Annotated in this window: 17 protein-coding genes and 3 pseudogenes; 12 read left to right on the top strand and 8 right to left on the bottom strand. The window is 37.6% G+C overall.

Annotation, left to right across the window (positions count from 1 at the left end; translation table 11 throughout):
* The 3 genes from V757_RS27490 to V757_RS27940 form a co-directional block, all read right to left on the bottom strand.
* The coding region (locus tag V757_RS27490) for an aminotransferase class I/II-fold pyridoxal phosphate-dependent enzyme (RefSeq protein ID WP_147628854.1) at window positions 1-626 on the bottom strand (626 nt) is incomplete at its 3' end.
* 20 nt (window positions 627-646) lie between these two features.
* On the bottom strand, window positions 647-943 hold the full coding sequence (locus V757_RS27485; RefSeq protein WP_147628853.1) for an aminotransferase class I/II-fold pyridoxal phosphate-dependent enzyme: 297 nt from the start codon (window positions 941-943) through the stop codon (window positions 647-649).
* Between the two features lie 43 nt (window positions 944-986).
* Window positions 987-1,289, bottom strand: a complete 303-nt coding sequence (locus V757_RS27940; protein WP_081710657.1) for a winged helix-turn-helix domain-containing protein — start codon at window positions 1,287-1,289, stop codon at window positions 987-989.
* A gap of 177 nt (window positions 1,290-1,466) precedes the next feature.
* Between V757_RS27940 and dctP the strand changes: the two genes are divergently transcribed.
* From dctP to V757_RS29925, 4 genes and pseudogenes are all read left to right on the top strand, one after another.
* Window positions 1,467-2,507 (top strand): TRAP transporter substrate-binding protein DctP, encoded by a 1,041-nt coding sequence (gene dctP / locus V757_RS19920; protein WP_023950363.1) that lies wholly within the window; start codon window positions 1,467-1,469, stop codon window positions 2,505-2,507.
* Between the two features lie 160 nt (window positions 2,508-2,667).
* A complete protein-coding gene (locus tag V757_RS29210) occupies window positions 2,668-2,925 on the top strand; it encodes a TRAP transporter small permease subunit (protein WP_245586977.1) in 258 nt (85 codons plus the stop codon).
* A gap of 153 nt (window positions 2,926-3,078) precedes the next feature.
* Window positions 3,079-4,393, top strand: a pseudogene (locus V757_RS29930) (TRAP transporter large permease).
* Window positions 4,394-4,414: 21 nt separating this feature from the next.
* A pseudogene (locus V757_RS29925) lies at window positions 4,415-5,682 on the top strand (hydroxymethylglutaryl-CoA reductase, degradative).
* A 122-nt stretch (window positions 5,683-5,804) separates the two neighbouring features.
* On the opposite strand, the gene V757_RS19900 reads toward V757_RS29925, so the two are convergent.
* Window positions 5,805-6,785: a TRAP transporter substrate-binding protein gene (locus V757_RS19900; RefSeq protein WP_023950361.1), complete on the bottom strand. Its 981-nt coding sequence runs from the start codon at window positions 6,783-6,785 to the stop codon at window positions 5,805-5,807.
* Window positions 6,786-6,986: 201 nt separating this feature from the next.
* On the opposite strand from V757_RS19900, the gene V757_RS19895 reads away from it, so the two are divergent.
* The 6 genes from V757_RS19895 to V757_RS27475 are packed head-to-tail and all read left to right on the top strand — an operon-like array spanning window position 6,987 to window position 11,454.
* Entirely contained in the window at window positions 6,987-8,432 is a 1,446-nt protein-coding gene (locus V757_RS19895; protein WP_023950359.1) for an aldehyde dehydrogenase family protein, read from the top strand.
* 23 nt (window positions 8,433-8,455) lie between these two features.
* Complete coding sequence (locus V757_RS19890) at window positions 8,456-9,532, top strand: tartrate dehydrogenase (protein WP_031274393.1); 1,077 nt, start codon at window positions 8,456-8,458, stop codon at window positions 9,530-9,532.
* Between the two features lie 12 nt (window positions 9,533-9,544).
* Window positions 9,545-10,309 (top strand): NAD(P)-dependent oxidoreductase, encoded by a 765-nt coding sequence (locus tag V757_RS19885; protein WP_245586972.1) that lies wholly within the window; start codon window positions 9,545-9,547, stop codon window positions 10,307-10,309.
* Window positions 10,299-10,427, top strand: a complete 129-nt coding sequence (locus tag V757_RS29605) for a hypothetical protein (RefSeq protein ID WP_261796528.1) — start codon at window positions 10,299-10,301, stop codon at window positions 10,425-10,427. The genes V757_RS19885 and V757_RS29605 overlap by 11 nt, the downstream gene beginning before the upstream one ends.
* Before the next feature lie 49 nt (window positions 10,428-10,476).
* Window positions 10,477-10,887, top strand: a complete 411-nt coding sequence (locus V757_RS27480) for a Rossmann-fold NAD(P)-binding domain-containing protein (RefSeq protein WP_052019277.1) — start codon at window positions 10,477-10,479, stop codon at window positions 10,885-10,887.
* A 27-nt stretch (window positions 10,888-10,914) separates the two neighbouring features.
* Window positions 10,915-11,454: an NAD(P)-dependent oxidoreductase gene (locus V757_RS27475; protein WP_081710656.1), complete on the top strand. Its 540-nt coding sequence runs from the start codon at window positions 10,915-10,917 to the stop codon at window positions 11,452-11,454.
* A 137-nt stretch (window positions 11,455-11,591) separates the two neighbouring features.
* Here V757_RS27475 and V757_RS19875 read toward each other — a convergent pair.
* The 4 genes and pseudogenes from V757_RS19875 to V757_RS19860 all read right to left on the bottom strand — a co-directional run bounded on the left by V757_RS19875 (window position 11,592) and on the right by V757_RS19860 (window position 16,868).
* Window positions 11,592-13,806, bottom strand: a pseudogene (locus V757_RS19875) (NADP-dependent isocitrate dehydrogenase).
* 235 nt (window positions 13,807-14,041) lie between these two features.
* Window positions 14,042-15,226 (bottom strand): MFS transporter, encoded by a 1,185-nt coding sequence (locus V757_RS19870; protein WP_218184489.1) that lies wholly within the window; start codon window positions 15,224-15,226, stop codon window positions 14,042-14,044.
* Window positions 15,226-16,371 (bottom strand): 5-methyltetrahydropteroyltriglutamate--homocysteine S-methyltransferase, encoded by a 1,146-nt coding sequence (locus tag V757_RS19865; RefSeq protein WP_023950355.1) that lies wholly within the window; start codon window positions 16,369-16,371, stop codon window positions 15,226-15,228. The genes V757_RS19870 and V757_RS19865 overlap by 1 nt, the downstream gene beginning before the upstream one ends.
* 209 nt (window positions 16,372-16,580) lie before the next feature.
* On the bottom strand, window positions 16,581-16,868 hold the full coding sequence (locus tag V757_RS19860) for an SWIB/MDM2 domain-containing protein (protein ID WP_023950353.1): 288 nt from the start codon (window positions 16,866-16,868) through the stop codon (window positions 16,581-16,583).
* A 139-nt stretch (window positions 16,869-17,007) separates the two neighbouring features.
* Here V757_RS19860 and pyrC point away from each other — a divergent pair, with 139 nt between their 5' ends.
* Window positions 17,008-18,066 carry a dihydroorotase gene (gene pyrC / locus V757_RS19855; RefSeq protein WP_031274392.1) on the top strand — a complete coding sequence of 353 codons (1,059 nt, stop codon included), beginning with the start codon at window positions 17,008-17,010 and terminating at the stop codon, window positions 18,064-18,066.
* A 21-nt stretch (window positions 18,067-18,087) separates the two neighbouring features.
* Window positions 18,088-18,780, top strand: a complete 693-nt coding sequence (locus V757_RS19850) for an O-methyltransferase (RefSeq protein WP_023950350.1) — start codon at window positions 18,088-18,090, stop codon at window positions 18,778-18,780.
* Window positions 18,781-18,785: the final 5 nt, after the last annotated feature.

Below are 18,785 nucleotides of genomic sequence, written 5' to 3'. Positions count from 1 at the left end.
CTGGTGGATAGCTTTTTTTTATCTGGGTAGAATAATGCCCCCGGAGCAAGAAAAATACTTTGTTCACTGGCTAAATGCGATAATTCAATATCATTTATTTTTTCATTTAACTCCAACCAAAGATAATAAGAACCTTCAGAGTGAAAGGGCATTGTAAACCCATGTTGCCTATAAAGTTGTACAGCAGCTTGTGTATTTTCATCAATCATACTTCGTAGCTTTCGTAAATGCCGCAAATATTGACTATGTGTGATGATATTATGTAACCAGCGCTCCATAAATTCAGAGGAATTAACAATAGTCAGCATTTTAATATTGGTTAAGGATTTAATGGTATCTTGCTTCGCTGCGATATAGCCAATACGAAAATTAGCAGATAAAACTTTTGAATAAGTACCAATATAAATAATTTTATCTAATTGATCTAATGCTGCCATTCTAGGGGTATTGGGGGTGAATAAATCAGCAAAAGGATCAATTTCTACACAATAAAAATCATATAGATTAGCTAGTTTAAGTATTTGGTACTGTATATTCAGTGCAATGCATCCTCCTGTTGGATTATGTCCTAGTGTTTGGGTAAAAAAAAGTTTTGGTTTGTGTTGCTTAACTTTTTCCTCAAGCATGTCGATATTAGGTCCATTTTTTAATCGCTCTCAATACCAATATATTTGATTTTATAGAGTTTTAATTTTGCAAATAATGGATAATAACCAGGGCTTTCAACAAACACAGTATCACCAGGTGAAAGGTAGTTTTTTATAATCATATCCATGGCATGGCTGGCACCACAGGTAGTGACTATTTGGTTAGGAGATGCATGGATTCCCCTGTTATGAAGATGTTGAGATATTGTTTCTCTTAGAGGTAAATAGCCACTTGGTGATGCATATGAAAATTTTGTATCCATAGGAATTTTGATTTTCATTTCAATATCAACCAAATTCATCCAACTAGAAGGGGGGCGACCATCCCCGACACGAATATTAAGAGATGGATTTAGTTGTTCTAATAATAATGACGCAGCATCCACTGCTTGTGAAATAGATAAGAGGTTTTTTTGAGGAGTCATGTTTTTTAGGGTGATTGTTTACAAAATAACCAGAGCCTGGTTTTGATTTTAAATACCCAAGAGCCACTAAACGGTCATATGCTTCTACAATAGTATTTTTTGATACATTAAAAAAATCACAAGCTTCTCTAATAGACATGATTTTTTGATTATTAGTAAAACGCTCAGATTTAATTTCATTTTCAATGTAACTAGTTACTTGTTCTACCTTATTCATTTTTATCGCTTTGCACAATACTGTATCTTTAATTTAATGGGTACAGTGATATTATAATTTCTTATAACTGTACCTTGTATAAAAAAATAAAAGAAGACATTATTTAGGTTAGTCTGTTTTATGTTTTAAACATAAAAAAATATTAAAGTTTAACCAAAATTATTATGGAGACAGTTTATGAATAATAATAGACGATCATTTATTAAAAAGGTAGCTTCTACTACGGCATTTGGTACAGCAGCGATTGGTTTGCCTGCTATTGCCAAAGCAGAAGAAATCGTTAAGTGGAAAATGCAGGCTTTATGGGATGGAGGTACGTCACCGTTAAAGTTTGAAGAGTTGTTTGTTAAAACTGTAGCTGAATTAACTGATAATAAATTCCAAATTCAACTATTCTCCGCAGGACAGTTAGTGCCAGCAAACCAAGCATTTGATGCTGTGCGTGGAGGTGCTTTCCAATTAATGAAAACATTTGATGGTTATGAAGCAGGCAAAATTCCCAGTCTAGCATTTATTAGTACTGTCCCTTTTGGTTTTCCTGAGCCAGATCAATTTGAGGCATGGTTCTATGAAAAAGGTGGCTTAGATTTAGCAAGAGAGGCTTATGCACCAGCTGGTTTGGTTTACATTGCTCCGACTGTATATGGGCCTGAACCTATACATTCAAAGGTACCCATTAAAACATTAGATGATTTCAAGAATAAAAAGGGAAGATTTGTGGGTCTAGCATCAGCAGTGATGGCGAAGTTGGGAGTTTCTGTGACGCCATTACCAACGGCAGAAGTATATTCGGCTTTGGATAAGGGAGTTATTGATTTAGCAGATAGGGGGGATTTAATGGCGAACTTTGAATCTGGTTTAGCTGAAGTTGCCAAATATATCGTCATGCCTGGTCCTCATCAACCAACAACAGCGACAAGTTATGTGGCTAACAAGGGAGCATATGAAAAGTTGCCAGCACCTTTTAAACAGGCATTAGAAATTACTGCACGTTCTGTATCGGCTGCATATCGTCAGCATATGATTGTTTCTGATACTCAAGCATTAAAAGGATTTAAAGAAAAAGGCATTGAGATTGTATCTTTATCTAAGGAGGATTTGGATAAAGGACGTGTTCAAGCTCAAGAGGCATGGAAAGAAGCAACCAAAGATAATCCGTTAGCGTTAAAAGTTTATGAAAGTCAAACTGCGTTTATGAAAGATTTAGGTTTGCTATAAAAATTTAGCGTTGAATAATATACTCCTTTCTTTTTTTAGAAAGGAGTTTTTATAGGTAATATTATGTACTTTTTTTCTAAGTTTGGCTAGGGTTATTACACTAGTCAATAAATGGATTTTTTTGCTGACAACGTCTTTAATTTTTATAATTGTTTTTTCAATGATTTATGAAGTGATAAGCCGTTATATTTTTAATTCCCCAACAGTATGGGGATTAGAGTTGGCTACCTTGATTTTTGGCCCTTATTTCTTATTGGGTGGTGCTTACCTTTTACACTTAAAAGGACATGTCAATTTAGATTTAGTAAAAAATAAATTGTCTGATAAGTCACAAAAATTTTTAGATATTTTTGCATATTTAGTTATTATGAGCTTTTGCGCTTATTTTACTTTATTATGCATTTCCTGCTGCAGTTGACTCATTTAATTATAGAGAAACAAGTTTTTCAGCATGGAATCCACCTATATGGCCAACAAAAGCGTTTATACCTATTTCATTAGTAATGCTCTTGTTGCAGAGTGTCGCAGAAGTTATTTTTATTTTCCTCCCTTTGTCTGAAGGGGGTAAATCATGAGCTCAAATGCCATTTTGGTTATTATGTTTTTAGGGTTGACTGCCTTTATGTTTACAGGGCTTCCTATAGCATTTGTACTAGGCGGACTATCTTTATTGATTACTGTTACCCTTTGGAATGCTGACGCTGTAGTTATTTTACTGCTTCAAGTGTTTGATACTATGAAGTCAGAGGCTTTATTAGGGATTCCTTTATATATCATGATGGCTGGTATTTTGCAAAGAACAGGCATTATTGAAGAGCTATACCATGCCATGGAGGTTTGGTTTGGGCGATTAAGAGGTGGTTTGGCAATAGGAACCGTTATTATTTGTGTACTGATGGCTGCAATGACAGGTGTTGTGGGCGCAGCAGTAACTGCAATGGCTCTTCTTGCACTCCCTGAAATGTTAAAACGAGGCTATCATCCTGAGTTAGTGACTGGTACGATTTGTGCGTCTGGTACCTTAGGAATTTTAATTCCTCCTTCTGTATTAACAATTGTCTATGCGGTTACTGCTCAAGTTTCTATCGGCAAAATGCTAATAGCAGGTATTATGCCAGGAATTATTTTGGCTTTTTTATATATTGTTTACATACTATATGTATCTTATTTCAAGCCAGGTTATGTGCCTCCTTCCAGCAGTGAAAAAATATCTTGGGGTGTGAAGTTACGTAGCTTAAGGAGTGTGGTACTTCCTTTTCTGTTAATTGTGCTGATTTTAGGGTCTATATTCTCGGGGGCAGCAACACCAACTGAGGCTGCTGCAGTCGGAGTGATTGGAGCGTTAATTATTGGTTTGATTAAGAAAAAAACTGTCTTTTCGTAGTCTACAAGAGTCTTCTCTGGAAACGTTAAAAGCTACCTCAATGATTTTATGGATTACTATTGGTGCTAAGGCATATGTATCAATTTTCACGGGTTTAGGTGGTGCAGATACGTTATTAGATTTGATTAAAGGACTAAATGTTCATCCGTATGTCATCCTCGCATGCATGATGTTAATTCTTATTTTTTTAGGAACTGTACTAGATGAGATTGGAATTATTTTATTAACGGTACCAGTTTTTCTACCCATAGTGAAACTATTAGGATTTGATGAGATTTGGTTTGGTGTCTTGTATGCTATCACGATTCAAACTGGTTATATAAGTCCCCCATTTGGCTATACATTGTTCTATATTAAAGGACCATTACCTAAACATTTAAATATGGGGGTGGTTTATAGAGGCGTTGTTCCATATATGGGCTTACAGTTATTAGCACTATTAATCTGTGCCGCATTCCCTAGATTAGTTACTTGGTTACCAAACTTAATGGATAAACTTTAATATTTGTTGGAGACAAACAAAATGCAAAAAAATTCTCGTATATCTGGTTTTCATAAACTAAATATAGAAGATCGTTTAGATGTAGTTAGAAAGTTTAGTGGACTTGATGAAGAAACTGTAGATTTATACAAAAATACTGGAAACTTACCAGCAGATCTGGCTGATCATTTAATTGAAAATGTGATTGGTACGATGAATATTCCTGTTGGCATAGCGACTAATATGAAGATTGATGGGAAAGACATTTTAATCCCTATGGCAACTGAGGAGTCTTCTGTTGTTGCTGCGGTATGTAATGCAGCTCGCCAATGCTACGATAGCGGTGGCTTTGTTACGTCAATGTCAGGTTCTCTTATGATTGCACAGATACAGTTGGTTAATATTACTAATCCAGAATATTGCAAAACTATTATTCTAGAAAATAAAGATAAGATAAAACAAATTTGTGATGAGTGTGATCCAATACTAGTCAAATTTGGTGGAGGATTTAAGGATGTTGAGGTTAGAGTAATTCATACTCCTTCAGGTGATATGGTAGTCACTCATATTATTGTTGATACTAAAGATGCTATGGGTGCTAATGCCGTAAATACAATGGCTGAGAAGTTAGCCCCAAAAATAGAAGAATGGACGAAAGGAAAAGTTATTTAAGAATTTGTTCTAATTATGCAGATAAGAGATTGGCTAGCGCGAGAGCGGTATGGACATGTGATGCTATTGGTGGGGAATCAGTGCGTGATGGTATTATTAGTGCATATCAATTTGCTGATTTTGATCCATATAGAGCAGCGACTCATAATAAAGGTATTATGAATGGTATTTCAGCTGTTGTATTGGCAACAGGTAATGATACAAGAGCTGTAGAAGCGGGTGCCCATGCTTATGCGACAAGAAGAGGTTCATATAGAAGTTTGACGCATTGGGAAAAAGATTCTGATGGTAATTTAGTAGGTTCTATTCAAATACCTATGGCGGTGGGGCTAATTGGTGGAGCGACAAAATTACATCCAACGGCCAAGGCTAATTTAAAGATTTTAGGTGTTCAAACAGCTAATGAACTAGCACAAATTATTGCTGCTGTCGGTTTAGCTCAAAACTTCTCTGCCCTAAAATCACTAGCTACAGTGGGTATCCAAAAGGGACATATGTCTTTGCATGCTCAAAATATAGCAATGATGGCTGGTGCTGTTGGAGATGAGATTCAAGTGGTGGCTAAAGTATTGGTTGAAAAGTCATTAGTACGGATTGATATTGCTCAAGAGGAATTAGCAAAATTAAGAAATAAATAACCTGAGCTTATGAAGGTCTCATTAGTAAAGCGGTTATAACATATATGAAAAAACTGCCCGCCATAATGTTGCTATATACTTATGGGGGCAGCTTGAAATAACGTTTTATTTAATGAGTTATTCTATTCAGTATTAGCAATGCTATCTATTAGTTCTTTGGAATATCGTTTGTAGTAGTCTGGATAGATGCCTTTCACGATTTTTGCAAAGGCTGCTCGATTAACATCTTCGGTGACATTCATTCCCGCTTCTTTTAGTGTTTTTACGCCTGATGCTTCTACCTCATCTACATATTTACGCATAGCAACTACCGCGACTTTTGTTGCTTCTTTTAGTTTCTCTTGGTTCTCTGGTGTTAAGTTGTTATAAAAAGAGGGAGAAAATAGGACTAAAGCAGGTGAATACACATGTCCAGTTAGTGAAAGGTATTTCTGTATCTGATTTAATTTCATTGAAACGATGACAGAAATTGGATTCTCTTGCCCATCTACGGTTCCTTGTTGTAGTGCTGGTGCTACTTCAGGCCATGCCATTGGGGTTGCTAGAATGCCCAGTGCTTTGAATGCTTGGATATGAACATCATTCTCAGTTGTACGAATTTTTAACCCTTTAGCATCCTCTGGTGTTTTGACAGCACGTTTGTTATTCGTTAAATGGCGAAACCCTTGTTCTCCCCAAGCGAGTGCGATGATATTACGTTGTTCAAATTCTTTAAGTAAATCTTGTCCAATTTTCCCATCTAATACTTTACGTGCATGTTGTAGGTCTCTGAATAGGAATGGAATATCAAATACACCTACTTGTGGAACGAAATTTAATACAGCACCTGTTGAGACAATGGCGGCATCGATAGTACCTAGCTGAATCCCTTCGATAACTTCACGTTCACCACCAAGGGTACTATTTGCAAAGTGTTCAACCTTGAATTCTTTAGGCGCTATTTCGTCAAGTTTTTCTTCAAGGGCATGGGCTGCTACGCCATAATGAGAGTCCTTCGATAAGGCATAAGCTAATTTAAAGGAGTGTTCTGCTAATGCATTTGTAGTGCAAATACCAGTAAAAATACTTGCAATCAAAAATTTTTGTAATAAAGATTTTTTCATATTCTTTATCCTTAGGAGAAGGTTGTTTCTAAGAAAGAAATTTTCGTTTAACTACAATATCTTATCAGTAGCTTTGTTGAGTATAGGTTTTTCTGTAATCTACATCTATAGGGGCTCTTACTAATTTACGTAATGGCCAGACAAGCATTAAATAATGATTTAATTGCTATAACACCTAATAAATAATAGATGGAGATGTCGATGCCTAATATGGTTATCAATGGCAAAAGTGTTGCCTCACTTTCAGGGCAGACGTTGGGGGTAATTGCTCCAGCATCTGGCGAAGTCTTTACCACAATTCCTCGTGGTTCCAGTGATGATGTAGATATAGCTGTTAAAGCGGCAAGGGCAGCATTGTCCGCCGATTGGGGTAGATTGACGGCAACAGAAAGAGGACGTTTATTAACTAAACTATCTAATAAAATTTTGGACTGTGCAGAAGAGTTGGCTGAACTGGAAGCAAAAGACACGGGTAAGGCAATCACCACTGCTCGTAATGATATACAGGTACTGGCTAGATATTTTGAGTTTTATGCGGGTGGTGCAGACAAGTTGCATGGAGAAACCATTCCCTTTTTAAATGACTATGCTGTGCAAGTGATTAGGGAGCCATTAGGTGTAACGGCTCATATTCTTCCTTGGAACTACCCTGCGCAGACGTTTGGGCGTAGTGTTTCTGCTGCATTGGCTATGGGTAATGCGGCAGTGGTGAAGCCAGCAGAGGATGCTTGTCTGTCTATTATTCGTGTGGCTGAGTTAGCATTAGAAGTGGGTTTTCCACCAGGGGCTCTCAATGTTGTAACAGGACTGGGGGAGGAAGTGGGTGCTAGTTTGGCTTCACATGCGGATATTAATTTTATTTCATTTACTGGCTCGGGAGAAGTAGGCGCTTTAATACAAGCCGCAGCGGCAAAAAATGCGGTTAAGTGTGTACTAGAACTAGGTGGTAAGTCTGCACATATTGTATTTAATGATGCTAACTTTAAGCATGCTGCAAAATTAATCGTAAAAGGTATTATTGCGAATACGGGACAAACATGTACAGCAGGTAGTCGTGTATTAATTCAAAAGGATGTTTTTGAAGAGTTTTTAACTATTCTCGCACAAGAGTTTACACAGACAAAAGCAGGTACACCAGAAATGGATTTAAGTTGTGGCCCTGTTGTGAATAAAGCTCAATTTGATCGTGTAAATCATTATGTCAACCTCGGTAAGCAAGAAGGATTACGAGTTATTGCAGAGGGATCTATTGATGCGAATGTTCCTAAAGAAGGCTTTTTCGTTTGTCCTATCTTGTTTGCTAGTGACACACATGATAGTCAGCTTTTACAAGATGAAATTTTTGGACCAGTCCTTGTGGCGGTGCCGTTTGATACGGAAGATGATGCTATTGCTTTGGCTAATGCGACTAAATATGGTTTGATGGGGGCTGTTTGGACAGAGAATGGCGGGAGACAAACACGAGTAGCTAAAGGTATGCAAGCAGGGCAGGTTTATATTAATGGCTTTGGTGCGGGAGGTGGTGTTGAGCTACCTTTCGGAGGGATGAAACGTAGTGGTCATGGGCGTGAAAAAGGTTTTGTTGCTTTAGAAGAGATGAGTACGACAAAAACTATAATTCAATATCATGGTAAATATGATAACTAGACTAATATAGATAGAAGGAAAATATTGTGAAAACATATAAAATTGCGGCTATGGCTGGTGACGGTATTGGAAAAGAGGTGTTACCAGAGGGTTTAAAAGTATTAGATGCGATTATTAAGAAATATCATTTACCTGTAGAGATTGAAAGCTTTTCGTGGCCAAGTTGTGATTATTTTCAAGAGCATGGCAAGATGATGCCGGATGATTGGTTTGCTATTTTAAAAGAATATGATGCGCTTTATTTTGGGGCAATTGGTTGGCCTGAGAGTGTCCCTGATCATGTCTCATTGTGGGGATCATTGTTAAGGTTTAGACGAGAGTTTGATCAGTATGTTAATTTAAGACCCGTACGTCTTTTTAAAGGCGTACCATGTCCTTTAGCGAATAAACAAGCAGGCGATATTGATTTCTTAGTAGTACGTGAGAATACTGAAGGTGAGTACTCATCCGTTGGTGGCAAAATTTATGAAGGAACAGAGCATGAAATCGTCATGCAAGAGTCAATTTTTAGTCGTCGAGGTGTTGATCGTATCTTGCGTTATGCGTTTGATTTGGCTCAAAAAAGAGAAAGAAAGTATCTATCTTCTGCAACCAAATCTAATGGTATCTCTATCAGTATGCCGTATTGGGATGAGCGATTGGCTGATGTAGCGAAAGACTATCCTGATGTTAAATGGGATAAACATCATATTGATATTTTAGCTGCTCGTTTCGTATTGCAACCAGAACGTTTTGATGTAGTAGTAGCGTCTAATTTATTTGGTGATATTTTGTCTGATTTAGGGCCCGCATGTACAGGTACTATTGGTATTGCTTCTTCTGCTAATATTAATCCAACACGTGATTTCCCTTCATTATTTGAACCAGTCCATGGATCAGCCCCCGATATTTATGGCAAAAATATTGCTAATCCTATCGCGATGATTTGGTCAGGGGCGATGATGCTGCAATTTTTGGATCAACATGAAAATTTCCAAAAAGCTCATGATGATATTATGCGAGCTATTGAAACAGTATTAGAGCATGGTCCACATACGCCAGATATGAAAGGATGTGCCACCACACAAATGATAGGCGATGCTGTTGTTAAACACTTATAGAGGCGGGAAATAATGAGCGAACAACAATCTATCGGTATTATTGGTGTTGGTTTAATGGGCCATGGGATTGCAAGTAATATTGTTAAGCATGGCCATTCGTTAACTATTTTAAATCATAGTGGTAATCAACCTGTTGATATATTACTCAGTCAAGGGGCTAAGTTAGTTGATTCGGTAGCTGAATTAGCTAAATCTACACAAGTGATTATTCTTTGTGTAACAGGCTCACCTCAGGTTGAAAGTATTTTTTATCAGGAAGATGGCTTATTAGCAAACCTACGAGAGGGGAGTATAGTTATTGATTGCTCGACAGCGATTCCAACATCAACAGTTAAGTTGGCAAAGGCGGTACAAGCGAAAAAGGCATTTTTCATTGATGCGCCAATGACTAGAACGCCTAAGGAAGCCGCAGAAGGACGCTTAAATCTTATTGTAGGGGGTGATGAAGAAATTTTCCTACGTGTTAAACCTCTATTAAATTGTTTTGCTGAAAATATTGTTTACGCAGGAAAAGTAGGTACAGGGCATCGCTTAAAATTAATTCATAATTTCGTCTCATTAGGGTTTACCGCTGTATTATCTGAAGCTGTGGCAGCAGCTAGAAAAGCAGACATTGATGCTAATGTGCTGATTGATATTTTAGACGCAGGCGGAGGGCAAGGGGTCGTGTTAAACCGTATGAAACCTTATATCCAATCTAATGATGATTCAAGTTTTCGGTTTGCTTTATCTAATGCTTATAAAGATTTGTACATATTATACGGAGATGGCTACTGATAATCATGACTATCAAGTAGTGGCTGATGCGATCAAACAGACGTTTGCATCATGTTTAGCTGAAAAACCAGCAGCTACATTACCTGAAATAGTCTCTTTATTAGCACAGAAAGGGTAGGTGGTTGTTTATAAGTTTTTCCTAAAACAACCATTTTTAGGAGGAGATTATGGATAAAAAACAAGTTGTTTTTTTGGATGATTGGGAGAATTGGTTTCAAGGTAGTATTGATATCCAGCCTATTCGAGAGGTTGCTGAAGTTAAATTTATTTCAAAGAGTCTGGAGGGTAATGAATTAATAACAGCGCTTCAGAAGTGTAATGTATTAGTACTCTTCAGAGAGCGTACAAAAATTACAGAATCTATACTAAAGCAATGCAAAAAGTTAGAAAGGATAATTTGCACGGGAGTTCAGAATAGGAACCTAGATTTAAAAACAGCGGCTGAGTTAGGTATTGAAGTAAGTTATGCCAAAGGGGGAAACTCAAAAGATAGTACATGTGAAATCACATGGACATTACTATTAAGCGCATTTAAACGCTTAAATTTATTAACGCTTTCATCGTCACAACCTGCATGAAGAAAAAATGATGATGGATCTGTTTTTATTCCTTCTAAGCTAAATGGGCGTTGTTTGGGTGTTATTGGTCTAGGTCATATTGGTCAGAAAGTAGCAAAAATTGCACAGGCATTTGGTATGGAGGTGATTTGTTGGAGTCCACACATGACGCAACAAAGAGCAGAAGAATATGGTGTGAAGTATGTGAGTAAAGATGTTCTTTTGCAATCAGCAGATGTTATCAGTCTTCATTTAGTATTATCTGAGACCACAAAGCATATACTCGATACAAACGAGTTGAATTTATGTAAACAAAATGTGTGTATTGTGAATACGGCTAGGGCAGAACTAGTAAACCAAGATGCGCTGTTGAGTTTTTTGCGAGACAATTCAAAAGCTATCTATGCAACAGATGTTTTTGAGCAGGAACCTATTACGGAAGAACATCCATTTTTTGGGTATCAAAATATTTTGATGACAGGACATTGGGGATTTGTTTGTGATGAGGTCTTAGAGGGATTCACTAAAGATGTTCAAAAACAATTAAATGATTTTTGCTTATTGAGTGAAAAAGGAGCAAATGAATAGCTGAGAAGTTGCTTGTGCAATATAAAAAATAAGCTATAAAAGAATCCCAAAAAATTAAACAATTTTTTGGGATTTTCTTTTGAGCTTGAATCAGTTAAGAACGCAAAAAGTAATAATGAGTTCTTAACTTAAAACAATTAAATGCTATCAATAATGCTATTTAATGTAGCAGATGGACGCATTGCTGCAGAAGTCGCATTGAAATCAGGTTGATAGTAACCTTTGATATCTTTTGCTGATCCTTGAGAACCAATCAATTCTTCGTTGATTTTTGATTCTTGTTCTTGCATAGCTTTTGCTACAGGTGCAAATTTAGTAGCTAACTCTGCGTCTTTGCTTTGATTTGCTAATGCTTCAGCCCAGTACATCGCTAAATAGAAATGAGAGCCACGGTTATCAATAGTACCAAGTTTACGTCCAGGTGATTTATCGTTATCTAGGAATTTAGCATTTGCTTCGTCCAATGCATCTGCTAATACTTGTGCTTTAGCATTTTTTTGTGTTTCGGCAACATGCTCTAATGAGGCTTGTAAAGCTAAAAACTCACCCAATGAATCCCAACGTAAGTAACCTTCTTCGATGAATTGCTCAATATGTTTTGGAGCAGAGCCACCTGCACCTGTTTCAAATAAACCACCACCGTTCATAAGAGGAACAATAGAAAGCATTTTAGCTGATGTACCAAGCTCTAAAATTGGGAACAAGTCAGTTAAGTAGTCACGAAGCACATTACCTGTTGCTGAAATTGTATCTTCGCCTTTGCGGATACGAGCAATTGAGAATTTGCATGCTTCCACAGGAGAAAGAATACGAATATCCAAGCCGTTAGTATCAAACTCTTTGAGGTAAGTTTCAACTTTAGCAATGATTTCACGGTCATGAGCACGTGCACTATCTAACCAGAATACTACAGGTGTATTTGATAGACGGGCACGGTTAACTGCTAGTTTAACCCAGTCTTTGATAGGAGCATCTTTTGTTTGACACATACGGAAAATATCGCCTTGAGCAACATTGTGCTCCATAAATACTTTGCCAGCCGCATCCACAACACGAATAACTCCGTCAGTTTCTGCTTGGAAAGTTTTATTCATGTGAACCATATTCTTCCGCTTTTTGAGCCATTAAACCAACGTTTGGTACTGAGCCCATCGTAGCAGGATCATAGGCACCGTTTGCTTTGCAGTCATCAATAACAGCTGTGTAGATACCAGCGTAGCAACGATCAGGGATTAAAGCGAAAGTATCTTGTTGCTTACCATCTTTATTCCACATTTGACCTGAGGTACGAATCATTGCAGGCATTGATGCATCTACAATCACATCAGAAGGAACATGTAAGTTAGTGATACCTTTGTCGGAGTTGACCATAGCAATGGCTGGACCATTTTCGATGGCGGCATCAATAGCAGCTTTTACTTCTGCTTCTTTTGCATGTCCTGCAATTTTTTCATAAAGCTCGCCTAACCCATTGTTTGGATTAATACCTAATTCAGCAAATAAGTCGGCGTATTTAGTGAATACGTCTTCGAAGAAAACAGATACTACAGCACCAAAAATGATTGGGTCAGAAACTTTCATCATAGTAGCTTTTAGGTGTACAGAGAATAATACACCAGCGACTTTAGCTTCGTCTTTTGCTTTTTTCACAAATGCTTTTAAAGCTTTGAGGCTCATCACAGATGAGTCGATGACTTCACCAGCTTTAAGATTAGTTAATGCTTTTAATTCTTTAACTGCACCATCTTTTGCTACAAATTCAATTTTGAATTGTGTTTCGTTAGGTACAGTGACGGATTTTTCAGAACCATAAAAATCACTATCATCCATGTGGGCAACTTTTGTTTTTGAGTCTTTAGACCAAGCGCCCATTGAGTGAGGGTGTTTTTTGGCATAGTTTTTTACAGCTTTTGGTGCACGACGGTCTGAGTTACCTTCACGTAATACAGGGTTTACCGCAGAGCCTAATACTTTTGAATAGGCTGCTTTGATCGCTTTTTCTTCATCAGTTTTTGGATCAGCGGGATAATCTGGTACAGCAAAACCGTGTTTTTGTAATTCAGCAATTGCCTCATTTAATTGAGGAATAGACGCTGAGATATTTGGTAATTTGATGATATTTGCTTCTGGTTTCTTTGCTAATTCGCCTAATTCAGCTAAGGCATCGGCTGTTTTTTGATCCTCTTTTAAATAGCTTGATAAATTGGCTAGGATACGACCAGCTAAAGAGATATCCTTTGTTTCTACGTCAATACTTGCGGCAGAAGTAAAGGCTTTAACAATAGGTAAAAAAGAATATGTCGCCAACATTGGCGCTTCATCTGTTAGTGTGTATGTAATTTTTGCTGACATAATACAAACCCATAAAAAGTTTTAAAAATAAGCATTGAAGAGAAGCATTGGTTGCATCACTCATCATATATTTGTCTATTTTACACGGAAAACGACTTAACTCATATATAAGAGTTGAAGGAGTTTTATTTTTTAGCGATTTTTTGATTTCAGCAAAAAAATTGTCAGTGTTACAAATAGCATAATGAAGGCTGTGGTAAAGTAAAGGTTTTCTTTGCTCCATCCTATTTGTCAGTCAGCCTGCGAGGAGAGGAGAGAGGATTGAGCCTAAACGACCAACACCAATAGCAGCACCAACGCCTGTGCTACGATAATCAGCGTCGTAGAGGGTGGGATTAATTGTATATAATCCTGTGATACAACCGTTCATTAATGCACCAACAAGAATAGCTAGAGTAATAGCGATGGCTAAAATACTAGCGTTGACAAACCAAATGGCAGCAATAGCAGATAGTACAGTAAAAGCCATTAAAGTAGATTTTGCTGAGTATTTGCTGACGATAAACCCAAAAACAAGTGATCCGATAGTACCACCTAATGAGATTGCTATGCCCACGGATTGGCTATGTGTCTTGCTCATTCCCGCAGTTTCCAATAAGGTTGGTGTCCAAGAGCTTACAAAGTAAAAACTAGACATTACTCCAATAAAACTTAACCAGATTAATACGGTCGTTACAAGGTTGCTCGGTTCAAAAAGACGGAAGAAAGAGCCCTTTTTTTGCTGAGGAGATATATCAACTAATGTCCATTCACCAGTTTTTTTTATTTTTTGGGCGATAGTTTGAAGTCTTTGTAATGCCTTGCTAGGACGCTTTGAGAGTAGATAGTCTACAGATTCGGGTAAAAAAACAGTAATGGCTATAACAGTAATTCCAGTTAGAATAGCACCTGTTAGAAATACAGAACGCCAACCATAAGCTGTCTGTAATAAAATAGCAGACATTCCCCCCAAAGTAGCACCAATGCCAAAGCCGGCGGCATATATTGCAATAGCTAGACCACGCCATTTTTTATTTGAATATTCACTGACAATAACGTTTGTACATGGCAAAATCCCACCTACACCTATGCCTGTAAAAACACGCCAAAAAGTGATGCTTTCTAAACTAGAACAAAAATAGGTCATCAACATGCCTAATGAGGCGATCGCCGTTGAGGTAATCAATAGTGGACGTCGTCCAAACTTATCAGCGAAAGGAGCAAGAAAAAATGATCCTAATGCCATACCAATAAAACCAGCACTCATTAAAGTACCAATGTGAGCAGGTTGTAGATTTAACTCACCGCTAATACTTTTGGCAGTAAAAGCGATAGCGAGTACATCGAAACCATCTAGAATATTTAATAGGACAGCGAGAGATACAACTAGCCACTGATAGCCACTCATTGGGCTATCAGCAATTTTTTGACGCAAATCCATTATTTCCCCCAAACCTCTTCAGCGATATCACGAATGAAGGCTAATTTTTGCCATTGCTCCTCTTCACTGAGGATATTACCTTCTTCAGTAGAAGCAAAACCGCATTGTGGGCTTAAGCAAAGTTGATTAATATCAACAAATTGAGTAGCTTCTTTGATACGAGCAATAATATCATCGCGGTTTTCTAATGTTCCTGATTTAGAGGTTACTAATCCTAAAACAACTTGTTGATTTTTAATAAAACGTAATGGTTTAAAGTCACCAGCACGATCACTGTCGTACTCAAGGTAAAAACCGTCAACATGGCAGTTGGAAAATAAAATTTCAGCAATAGGCTCGTAACCACCACTAGAGAACCAGGTCGAACGAAAATTTCCGCGACAAATATGCATAGTAATTGCCATATCAGCTGGAGCAGCTTGACGGATAGCATTAAGAACCTCTACATAGCGTTTTGCGACAGCATCTACATCCACACCTTGGGAAGTGTAGAGTGCACGTTTTTCCTCAGAGCAGAACTCCCCCCATGAGGTATCATCTAATTGTAATTGACGACACCCTAAGTCATAAAAGGCTTTGACAGCATCTAAGTAAGTCTGTGTAATATCTTGGAATAACAATTCTTGGTTATTTTTGTAACGATCAATGAGTTGTGGATTAGCTGTACGAACACACGTAATTAGGTGAAGCATGCTAGGTGATGGAATGGTGAATTTGATAGGATAACCATTAGCCTCTTTATGCAAACGTGTAAAGTGCTCCAAAAAAGGGTGTTCCGGATTCCATTCGACTTTATTCTCAATACGAAGTGTTACAGGACGGTGCATATGTGCTTTAAAAGTTGTTGAGTATTTCTCTACATCTTCTAATGCCACACCTTTGAGATTATAGAGAAAGTCTAAGTGCCACCACGTACGACGGAACTCACCATCACTTACGGCTTTTAAGCCAATTGCCTTTTGTTTTTGTACAAGTTTTTGAATTTCTTGGTCTTCTACGGTTTGTAATTGTTGAGGACTACATTCGCCACAAGCACATTGTTGGCGTGCTAGTTTGAGTGTTTCAGGACGTAGAAAGCTACCGACGATATCAAAACGGTAAGGGGCTTGTGTACGGGGTTTAGCATTAGGAAATAAAGTGTTCATTGTATTTGTTTAATTTGTTTATTTAAAAAATTCATGGAAATAGCAGTATATCAATATACGTGTGGACGATGAATAAGGTTGGACGTGATATTTTTTTCTGAAAAATATGAAAAATATTCATGTAATAAAAAAGCCTTATCGTATTAGATAAGGCTTCGTGCTATTAATATGCTTAGTCATTGATTAGCTAAGCAACAATAGTATGCTACTTATTTTAAATGTTGGCTAACTAGTTTAGTCATTTCGAACATAGAAACTTGGTCTTTGCCAAAAATAGGACGTAATTTAGCGTCAGCATTGATATTGCGACGGTTAGCGGCGTCTTGTAAGTTGTTAGCTTTAATATAGTCCCAAATTTTCTTAGTTACTTCTGTACGAGGTAAAGGAGTAGAGCCAACAACTGCGGCTAATTCTTTACTTGGTGTTAAAGGTTTCATGAACGCTGCGTTAGGTTTACGAGCTGGTTTTTTTTCTGCAGCAACTTTCTTTTCTGCCATTTATATACTCCTGTGTATATTTATAAAATGTGTGTACTGGGTGATTTTAAGCTATTTATTTATAAAAGAGCAATTTTCTTTTGGTAGAGTTTGTAAAATATTAACTATTGTGGATAAAAAACTAAGGATGGCACAGTTTATGCAGCTAACGGAACAAACAATTACATTTATACGTCCAGACGATTGGCATTTACATTTGAGAGATGGTGAGGCACTTTCTGCCGTACTGAAAGATACTGCTCGGCAATTTGCTCGGGCTATTGTGATGCCAAATTTAAAGCCTCCTGTAACGACTGTAGAGTTAGCAAAAACTTATAGAGACCGTATTTTGCAGGTGATGAAGCAACAGAATATCTCTGGTTTTGAACCGTTAATGACCTTATATTTGACGAATAATACTAGTATCGAAGAGGTGTTGAAGGTAGCTGACAGTGGTTTTGTTAAAGCGTTTAAATTATATCCTGCTGGTGCGACTACTAATTCAGATGCAGGAGTAACAGACCTGTTAGGGAACTGCTCTGCCGTATTAGAGATGATGCAGGAGAAAGGGGTTCCTTTATTAGTGCATGGTGAGGTTACAGATATTACCGTGGATTTATTTGATCGTGAAGCTGTATTTATCGATCGTGTAATGTTGCCTTTGCGTAAACGTTTTCCTACCTTAAAGGTAGTTTTTGAGCATATTACGACCAAGCATGGTGCTCAGTATGTGCGTGATGCCGAGGGACCTATTGGTGCTACGATTACCCCACAACATTTACTGTATAACCGTAATGCCATATTCCAAGGCGGTATTCGTCCGCATTATTATTGTCTGCCAGTGTTAAAGCGTGAAGAACATCGTTTAGCTTTAGTTGAGGCAGCAACAAGTGGAAATAAACGCTTTTTCCTTGGGACGGATAGTGCCCCCCATGCTAAGGGAGCAAAAGAAGCGGCTTGTGGATGTGCGGGTTGCTATTCTGCCTTGCATGCTTTGGAACTTTATGCGACAGCATTTGAAAAAGCAGGCAAATTGGATCAGTTAGAAGGTTTTGCAAGTTTAAATGGTCCTGCCTTTTATGGCTTACCTATTAATAAAGAGACAGTAACGCTTAAGCGTCAAGCATTTACTATTCCAGATGAATTAGGTTATGCTGACGGACAACGTTTAGTTCCCTTGGCTGCCGGCGAGTCCTTGGCTTGGTCTTTTGAAAATTAATTTAGTTTATATATAAAGAATATGCGTAGTGCTGTAATACCTTCACCTCTACCAGATGAGGTAGATGATCTTGTTTTTAAGCGTTTACATCAAGATGAAAAGATGTTTGATACCATTTTATCTTTTCATCGGACAAAACCTATTCCCAAAATTAATGTACCAGCCAATCATGGCAAATTCCTGAATTTTCTGATTCGCTTGATGGGTGCCAAACATGTGCTAGAAATAGGGACACTAGCGGGTTACAGCACAGTTTGGATGGCTAAAGATTTACCTGATGATGGCAAAGTAACAACAATAGATTTTGATGAAAATCATATCAAGATTGCTGAGCAAACCTTTGCGATGGTAAATATGCAAGAAAAAATTCGTCTACTACAGGGTAAGGCAATGGATTGTCTGGAGGACTTATTGAAGGAATATAAGCAAGGACTAATTCCTAGTTTTGATTTTATATTTATTGATGCTGATAAGGAAAATAATCCGTATTATTTGGATTATTGTATTGAAATGAGTCATTCTGGAACGGTAATTATTGCAGATAATATGGTTCGAGATGGAAAAATTATTACCGAAGATGATAAGGCACCTAATATTCGAGGGATTAGGCAATATTTGCAAAAATTGCAAGACAATCCACGCTTGGATTCTACAGTGCTACAGACAGTAGGGCACAAAGGGTGGGATGGATTTGCAATAACGATGGTGAAATAAATAGA

This window comes from Pelistega indica, assembly GCF_000506865.1.
Lineage (GTDB): Bacteria > Pseudomonadota > Gammaproteobacteria > Burkholderiales > Burkholderiaceae_B > Taylorella > Taylorella indica.
The sequence above is the reverse complement of the archived record's forward strand: the minus strand, read 5'-3'. Positions and strand labels throughout refer to the sequence as shown.

Excerpts from the sequence above, each read along its gene's own strand:
- pyrC (WP_031274392.1), top strand. The coding sequence starts at position 17,008 with ATGCAGCTAACGGAACAAACAATTACATTTATACGTCCAGACGATTGG.
- V757_RS19850 (WP_023950350.1), top strand. The coding sequence starts at position 18,088 with ATGCGTAGTGCTGTAATACCTTCACCTCTACCAGATGAGGTAGATGAT.
- V757_RS19885 (WP_245586972.1), top strand. The coding sequence starts at position 9,545 with ATGAGCGAACAACAATCTATCGGTATTATTGGTGTTGGTTTAATGGGC.
- V757_RS29210 (WP_245586977.1), top strand. The coding sequence starts at position 2,668 with ATGATTTATGAAGTGATAAGCCGTTATATTTTTAATTCCCCAACAGTA.
- V757_RS19860 (WP_023950353.1), bottom strand. The coding sequence starts at position 16,868 with ATGGCAGAAAAGAAAGTTGCTGCAGAAAAAAAACCAGCTCGTAAACCT.
- V757_RS19900 (WP_023950361.1), bottom strand. The coding sequence starts at position 6,785 with ATGAAAAAATCTTTATTACAAAAATTTTTGATTGCAAGTATTTTTACT.
- V757_RS19895 (WP_023950359.1), top strand. The coding sequence starts at position 6,987 with ATGCCTAATATGGTTATCAATGGCAAAAGTGTTGCCTCACTTTCAGGG.
- V757_RS29605 (WP_261796528.1), top strand. The coding sequence starts at position 10,299 with ATGGCTACTGATAATCATGACTATCAAGTAGTGGCTGATGCGATCAAA.
- V757_RS27480 (WP_052019277.1), top strand. The coding sequence starts at position 10,477 with ATGGATAAAAAACAAGTTGTTTTTTTGGATGATTGGGAGAATTGGTTT.
- V757_RS19865 (WP_023950355.1), bottom strand. The coding sequence starts at position 16,371 with ATGAACACTTTATTTCCTAATGCTAAACCCCGTACACAAGCCCCTTAC.
- dctP (WP_023950363.1), top strand. The coding sequence starts at position 1,467 with ATGAATAATAATAGACGATCATTTATTAAAAAGGTAGCTTCTACTACG.
- V757_RS27940 (WP_081710657.1), bottom strand. The coding sequence starts at position 1,289 with ATGAATAAGGTAGAACAAGTAACTAGTTACATTGAAAATGAAATTAAA.
- V757_RS19870 (WP_218184489.1), bottom strand. The coding sequence starts at position 15,226 with ATGGATTTGCGTCAAAAAATTGCTGATAGCCCAATGAGTGGCTATCAG.